This window comes from Paraburkholderia phosphatilytica, assembly GCF_003443895.1.
GTDB classification, from domain to species: Bacteria; Pseudomonadota; Gammaproteobacteria; order Burkholderiales; family Burkholderiaceae; genus Paraburkholderia; species Paraburkholderia phosphatilytica.
Map to the genome: position 1 here is coordinate 56164 of NZ_QQOA01000041.1, position 7138 is coordinate 63301.

The 7138-nt window shown below is 60.6% G+C and carries 4 protein-coding genes; all 4 read left to right on the forward strand.

Going from position 1 to position 7138, the window contains the following annotated elements; genetic code table 11:
- Positions 1-218: 218 nt before the first annotated feature.
- The 4 genes from DVS29_RS30210 (at position 219) to DVS29_RS30225 (ending at position 5784) form a co-directional block, all read left to right on the forward strand.
- Positions 219-2030: an ABC transporter ATP-binding protein gene (locus DVS29_RS30210; RefSeq protein ID WP_118184195.1), complete on the forward strand. Its 1812-nt coding sequence runs from the start codon at positions 219-221 to the stop codon at positions 2028-2030.
- Between the two features lie 828 nt (positions 2031-2858).
- On the forward strand, positions 2859-3662 hold the full coding sequence (locus DVS29_RS30215; RefSeq protein WP_118184196.1) for an alpha/beta fold hydrolase: 804 nt from the start codon (positions 2859-2861) through the stop codon (positions 3660-3662).
- Positions 3662-5227 carry a hybrid sensor histidine kinase/response regulator gene (locus DVS29_RS30220; protein WP_118184197.1) on the forward strand — a complete coding sequence of 522 codons (1566 nt, stop codon included), beginning with the start codon at positions 3662-3664 and terminating at the stop codon, positions 5225-5227. The genes DVS29_RS30215 and DVS29_RS30220 overlap by 1 nt, the downstream gene beginning before the upstream one ends.
- Before the next feature lie 125 nt (positions 5228-5352).
- The gene (locus DVS29_RS30225; protein WP_118184198.1) at positions 5353-5784 is read left to right on the forward strand and encodes a response regulator; all 432 of its coding nucleotides are present in this window, start codon (positions 5353-5355) and stop codon (positions 5782-5784) included.
- Positions 5785-7138: the final 1354 nt, after the last annotated feature.

Consider the following 7138-nt stretch of genomic DNA (forward strand, 5'->3'; position numbering starts at 1 on the left):
ACGACCGACGCGCGATGGCCTCGCGAGAGCCCAGATTGGAGGACCGAAATACTGCGCGGTGAAGGGCGAACTTCCGTAGGGGTAACCGGAGACCCTTGCCCGCGGTTGTGCAGAGGCGCCCGCGTGCACCCTCGGGACATTGGGTTGTCGACAAACGTGCGGCACACGCCTTGCGTGACGTGAATGCTTCGCTCGATCCATCACGTTCCATACCTATCATGACTACGCCAGTCGCCGATCAAGGCGTTCGCGCCCGTCGTATCCGCTGGCGTCGTCGCTCCAGGGTACTTTCGCGTTATGCCGGCCATCCGTTATCGCTGCTGCTGCGCTATGTTGCGCGCCGGAAGATGGCACACGCGATTGTCATGGCGTCCATCGTGGCTGCCGTCGCCTGTGCTCTCGCCTCTCAATACGGGGTGCGCGTTCTCATCGACGCATTACCCGCCGGGCATGCCCACCCGGCAGGTGTCGTGCGCGCGTTCGCCATCCTGGTCACGCTGATCTTTGCCGACAATCTCTTCTGGCGCGTCTCGGGCTGGACTGCCGCACGCACCTTCGTTTCGGTGACGGGCGACATCCGCCGCGACATGTTCGAGTATCTGACCGGGCATGCGCCTACCTACTTTGCCGACAGACAACCTGGCGTGCTGTCGAGTCGCATCAGCGCAACTGCAAACGCGGTCTACACCATCGAGAATTCGGTAGCGTGGGTCGCGCTCCCTCCGGCACTGGCAGTGATCGGTTCGATCATGATGACAGCGCTGGTGAGCGTCCAGATGAGCGTCGCACTGGTTCTCGGGTCGGTGTTGCTGGCAAGCGGTCTTTTCGTCCTCGCCCGGAGGGGTGCTGAAAAGCATGAAGCATTCGCGATAACCGCGGCGTCCGTAGACGGCGAGCTGGTGGACGTCATCGGCAACCTGACCCTGGTGCACGCGTTTGGCGCCCACCTGCTGGAGGCGCGGCGCTTCAACGGGCATCTGCACTCCGAAACCGTGGCGCGGCGTGCGAGCCTTCTTTACCTTGAACGGTTGCGGCTTCTCCACGCGATCGCGACCGCGATTCTTTCGGCGATCGTACTGGGCTGGAGCATATGGCTGTGGAGCGTCGGTCGTGCAACCACCGGCGATGTCGTCCTTCTGGGTTCACTTGGATTTTCCATATTGCATGGCTCCCGTGATGTGGCCGTTGCAATGGTAGAGCTGACCCAGCACGTTGCCCGGCTGGGAGAAGCTTCGCGCACACTGCTCATTCCGCATTCGATGCCCGAGCCGGCCAGGGCATCCACGCTGACTTTGGCCGAGGCCAGCATCGATTTTGAGAGCGTCACCTTTGCCTATCCCGGGCGTCCGCCGGTGCTTGACGGTCTGTCCATGCACATCGGGGCCGGCGAGAGTGTCGGGCTCGTCGGGCCGTCCGGCGCCGGAAAGTCAACGATCCTCGCATTGCTTCAACACTTTTATGGGACTACTTCTGGTTGCGTCCGCATTTCCGGACAGGACATCTCGAACGTGACCCTGCAGAGCCTGCAGTCCGCGATTTCGATCGTGCCCCAGGATGTCACGCTTTTGCACCGCTCATTGCTCGAAAATATCCGCTATGGCAGACCGGAGGCAACCGAAATGGAGGTGCGTCGGGCCTGCGAGGACGCGCAGTGCCTCAGCTTCATTGAGGCGCTGCCTGACGGGTTTGCGACAATCGCCGGAGACCGCGGCATGAAGCTGTCCGGAGGGCAGCGTCAGCGCATCGGCATTGCACGGGCAATTCTTCGCGACGCGCCCATACTTCTGCTCGACGAGGCAACGTCGGCGCTCGACACCGCATCAGAAGTGGCCATTCAGGCTGCGCTTGAGCGCCTGATGAAAGGTCGAACGGTCGTCGCGATAGCGCATCGACTGTCGACTCTCCGGAACTTCGACCGGATCATCGTGCTCGAGCGTGGAAACATTGTTCAGGATGGCGCGCCAGCCGCACTTGCAGGTGATCCCGGCGTATACCGGCAGATGCTGGACCGCACACGGAGACGGGCGTAGCGCCATGGGCTTCCCCCGTCCGTGCTGGCCGTGACGACCTGGGCCGCGACGCTGAAGGCGGCTCGTATACCCGAATCAGGTCACACCTGGTTGCGTCGTTCCGGACGGAAAACTCATGGTGGAAAAGTAATGTGACTAGCGCCAAGGGCGCGTGAGAGGAAGCCATTCCACGACATCCCTGACCAGCTTCGGCTTTTCGCCGCCACGCCCGTACTCGCCTGCCTGAGCCTGTGGTGGCTGTGTCGTTGCGACGTTGCGTTGCAGAGACTGAAGCTTCTGCTCCCGGCACCCGCGCCACGGCAGAGCGGCCTTGGCGGAAAACGCAGTCCGGGACGGATCGCCAGATAATGGAGCGGACGAAGCTGAAGCGGCAGGCCACCGGCGCACCCTGATCCTGCTGCGGGCGGATGACGACCGGACTTTCTGCGTCGTGTGACGAGACTCCCTCGATCCTGATCATCACACTACCACCGCGCAAGACATCACTGGGCAATCCGGTCGCGCCCACAGATGATGCGGATAAACCTGGCGCTTGCGCGAGACAGCAAGACACGCTCCCAGATGACATGAAGTCGCGGCTCCGCTTCCCCACACTTCACGGCACAGCATCGGCAGATGCCAGCAGGAAGATACACCGGGTCAGACAAAAGTCCTTCCCGGAAAGAGATGCATCAGCTCGCCCAGGCGACAGAACAGATGCGAAACGCGCCAGGCTGGGGAAAACTGGCCTCACTTCAGAATCGTGTACCGTACCGGAGACTGCCGCGCACGGCACCCTGATACGGGCCCCGCCAGCATGTGGCCAATCTCGCATTTCAGGATATTTCCATGAGCGTCAAGCGCCGTAACAACGTACAGGTCTCCGGACAAGGTACGGTCACCATGCTCTTCGCTCACGGCTTCGGCTGCGACCTGAACATGTGGCGGCAATTCGCGCCCAGTTTCGCAAGCCGTTACCGGACCGTTCTGTTCGATCTTGTCGGAGGAGGCCAGTCCGATCTTTCCGCCTATGACCGGGACAAATATGGATCGCTGTCCGGATACGCCGACGATGTACTGGAGATCATCGAGGAGTTCGCCAATGGCCCGGTCATCCATGTGGGCCACTCCGTCAGTGCGATGATAGGCATGCTGGCGGCGATCAAACGCCCCGATCTGTTTGCCGCCAACGTGATGATTGGCCCCTCGCCGTCTTTCATCGACGATGGAGATTACGTTGGCGGGTTCACCCGTGCAGACATAGACGAACTGCTCGAGGCGCTGGAGAGCAATTATCTGGGGTGGTCGAGCACGATGGCTCCGGCAATCATGGGGGCTCCGGAGCAACCGGAACTCGCCGAGCAGCTGACCAACAGTTTCTGTCGCACCGATCCGGAAATCGCACGGCATTTCGCGCGCGTCACCTTCCTTGCCGACCATCGCGCGGATCTCTCACGCGTTACAACGCCGACCCTGATTGTCCAGTCGAGCGACGATCTGCTTGCGCCGCTCGCCGTCGGAGCATACATGCAACGCGCGATCGCCCGAAGCACGCTGAGCGTCGTGAAAAACGTGGGGCATTGCCCCCATCTAAGCGCACCCGGGCCAAGCAAGGAGGCAACCGAAACGTTTCTTCAAACGCTGGGGAAGTGATGGACAGTCCCAGGTTCAGTCTTCCGGCATTCAGCGACGCGTATGCGCACGCTGCGTGCGGGCTGCTCACAACGACGACCGACGGCACCATCGTCAGGGTGAACGCCACTTTTTGCGTATGGTCTGGATTCAGTGCGGAGGAATTGCTCGATGGCCGACGGGTGCAGGACCTGCTTACTGTCGGCGGGAAAGTCTTTCATCAGACCCACTGGGCACCGCTCCTCGAAATCCAGCGGTCGGTAGCCGAAGTCAAACTCGACGTACGCCATCGCGATGGTCGCAAGATCCCGATGCTGATCAATGCGGCCCGCTACCGGCACGACGGGATCGACTACGACGACTTCGCATTCATCGTGGTCACCGACCGGCACAAGTACGAACAGGAGCTGCTGGTTGCCCGACAGAAGGCGGAACGCGCGCTGGAAGCGCAGAAGGCGGCCGAGGACGCACTGAGGCTCGCGGATCGCCGGAAAGATGAATTCCTTGCCACGCTCGCTCATGAAATCCGCAACCCGCTTGCTCCACTGAAGACGGTGATCGAGGTATTCAGGCGTAAGGAGTTCAGCGATCCGCAGATCATCTGGTCGCGTGGTGTGCTGGAACGTCAGATTGGCCAGATCGCTCGCCTCGTCGACGATCTGCTGGAAGTGTCACGGATTGCCGAGGGAAAACTGGAAATTCGTGCGAAGTCACTGGATCTCGCCTCCGTAATCCGCGAGGCGATTGAAACGTCGCGGGCGCTGATCGACGCGTCGTCCCACAAACTCGAGATCCGCCTCCCCGGCGAGCCGATTGTCTTGATGGCAGATCCGACGAGGCTCTCGCAGGTGATCCAGAACCTGTTGAACAACGCCGCGAAATATACACCGGCGGGCGGAACGATCTGGCTCGAGCTGTACGGGGAAGCGGACGAAGCCGTCATCAAGGTACGGGACTCAGGAATCGGAATTTCTGCCGAGCATCTGCCCTCGATATTCCAGATATTCGCACAGCTCCCGCCTGGTCTTCCCCGCTCGCAGGGCGGCCTCGGGATCGGTCTTTCACTTGTCAAGGCACTGGTCGAACGCCACGGAGGCAAGGTTTCCGTCCATAGTGCCGGAACAGGGCATGGCAGTGAATTCGTCGTCCGCCTTCCGCTTGAGGGACGCCTTCCGTCGAATGCCATTGCGCAACAGCAACCCGTCGTTGCGCGGCAGTGTGACCAGCGGATTCTGATTATCGACGACAACGAAGATACAGCGACCAGTCTTGCAATGCTGCTTGAACTGGACGGCCATAACACCCGCACCGCATCGGACGGTGAGACGGGACTGGTCCTTGTTGGCGAGTTTGCTCCGGAGACGGTCATCCTTGATATCGGGCTGCCAGGACTGGACGGTTATGAAGTGGCAGCCCGCATCCGCAATCGAAAAGCCTGCGCAAACATCACGCTGATCGCGTTGACGGGATGGGCACAGCAGCAGGACAGGGAAAGTGCCTTGTCGGCTGGGTTCGATTTTCACCTCACGAAGCCGGTCGACTATGCGCAACTCGTCGGCATTCTTGCGTGTTCCTCTCAACAATGAGCTTCCGCCAGGGATCATGGGGCGGGCCTGCGTATTGCGCAATTTTTTAGCATCACCAGGATTACAGACGGGCCTCTCGTCCGAATGACTCCGGGTGTCTGAAAGCGCTATGCTCATGGAGTCCTATGCATCGCACGCCTGCCCGCTCGACTGTTCTCAAATGGACGACACGGAGATTGGACGTAGACAGTCTTCAGTTGCGCGTCCTGGTCGTTGACGACAACATGGATGCCGGGGACGCGTTGTCGGCGTACCTCTCTATCGAAAATATCGACTGCCGCGTGGCATATGGTGGACGCCAGGCGATCCAGACTGCAATCGACTGGGATCCACACGTCATTCTCATGGACATTTCAATGCCGGAATGCAACGGTTTCGAGGCATTGCTTGCAGTCAGACATGACGCCCGCACGGCTGGTATCGCAATAGTTGCCCATACCGCCCTTGATGAGGCTGAGGTGCGTCGGCAGGTCCTCCATGAAAAGTTCGATGGGTACTTCCAGAAAGCTCAGTCCCCCCAGACACTGATCGCCTTTATCAGGTCATTTGTACATTGATGCAACGGGCCCCTGCGCTGATCATCGGTGCGACGCGTTCGGCGGGCCGTCGCCATGGCCGTCTGCAACGCCTCGTCCGCGCTTGCCAGAACCGCCCGTAGCTGTTGAACCTCGCCCGCCGTTGCGGGGTTTGCGGTTCTAGGTGGATTAGCCTGTACGTCCGTCGCAACAGGCACAAGGGGTCAGGATTTCCTGATCGTCCACCGCCAAAGATAAAAAAAATGGCGACTCCAGCCCAGGATCGCCATTCGAACGGATTTGGAGTGTCGTCCCCGCCAGAGGGACAACGCCAGCATAGGAAAGCCGTTTCAGGCGAGCGACTACCAGTAAACCTCGATCCGCTGCCAGCGTTACTGGACGGGCATCAGCGGTAGGCAGGCACAAAAAGGTGGCCCTTGGTCAAGGGGCGGTAACTGAGAGTTCGCCAGCTATTCCAATGGCATGCCAGAGACGATGCGCAGCATACCCCAATGCGTGCCACAGACCGGTGTTCTGGAACACGAAATATCACGACCGCCAGACCAAAAGCGTATGATGGCTCAAAGGAACCTTCATGCCCTCACGCCCCAGCACTACGGAAGATCACGAAAGCGCCGTCGAGCGCGCGCAGATGGCACTTGATAGTGCCCGCGTGCTACTACGGGACAGCCGACGCACCGACACCCGCGCCGTGCGTATCATGCGGGCGCTCGATAGTGCATCCCTGCTGATCGACCGCGCCGTCAGGTCCGACGAACCGTGACCAACGAACCCTGACTGGCTAACCTCGGCTGTCAGGCGACCATCGCCAGATGGCCTGATGGATGTGTTCCTTGACGTTGCACCAGCGCTGTAGCTCACCCGCCACCGCCTTGATGGTCTGATCCTCCTGCCTGTCGCTCGCCCCGGAGCGCCTGAGCAATGCCTGGTAATCTTCCTTTACGGCAAGGGTAGCGGTTAGCCGCGCTATCGAACGCTCCGCAATCGCAAGCTGCTGCACAAGCACTGTCAGATATCGGGACATGGTAGGGGCAGCAGGGGGGATGGTGTGCAGGCTTTACCTGCGGCACGCAGGTGGCATGTCGTCAGGTGGCATGTCTTCGATGGACCCGCCTGGAAGCGCCTGACCGCAGCACAAAAACGGCCCGTCCCATCGACAGGCCGTGAGTGCTCAACTGCGCGTCGTGAAAGCGACGCCCACTCACTGTACACTCGTTTAACTTGCCGTGGGGTCTAACATCGTGCGGGTGTGAGCTGTGCCCCTCAGTGTTGTACTCGAGTAAGCGCCTCGCGAAGGCCGTCCGCAATCCGGCGCGCACGTGAGGCATGATCGGGTATCGGGCGGTCGTGTTGGCCCGCTGGCAATCAGCCCGTG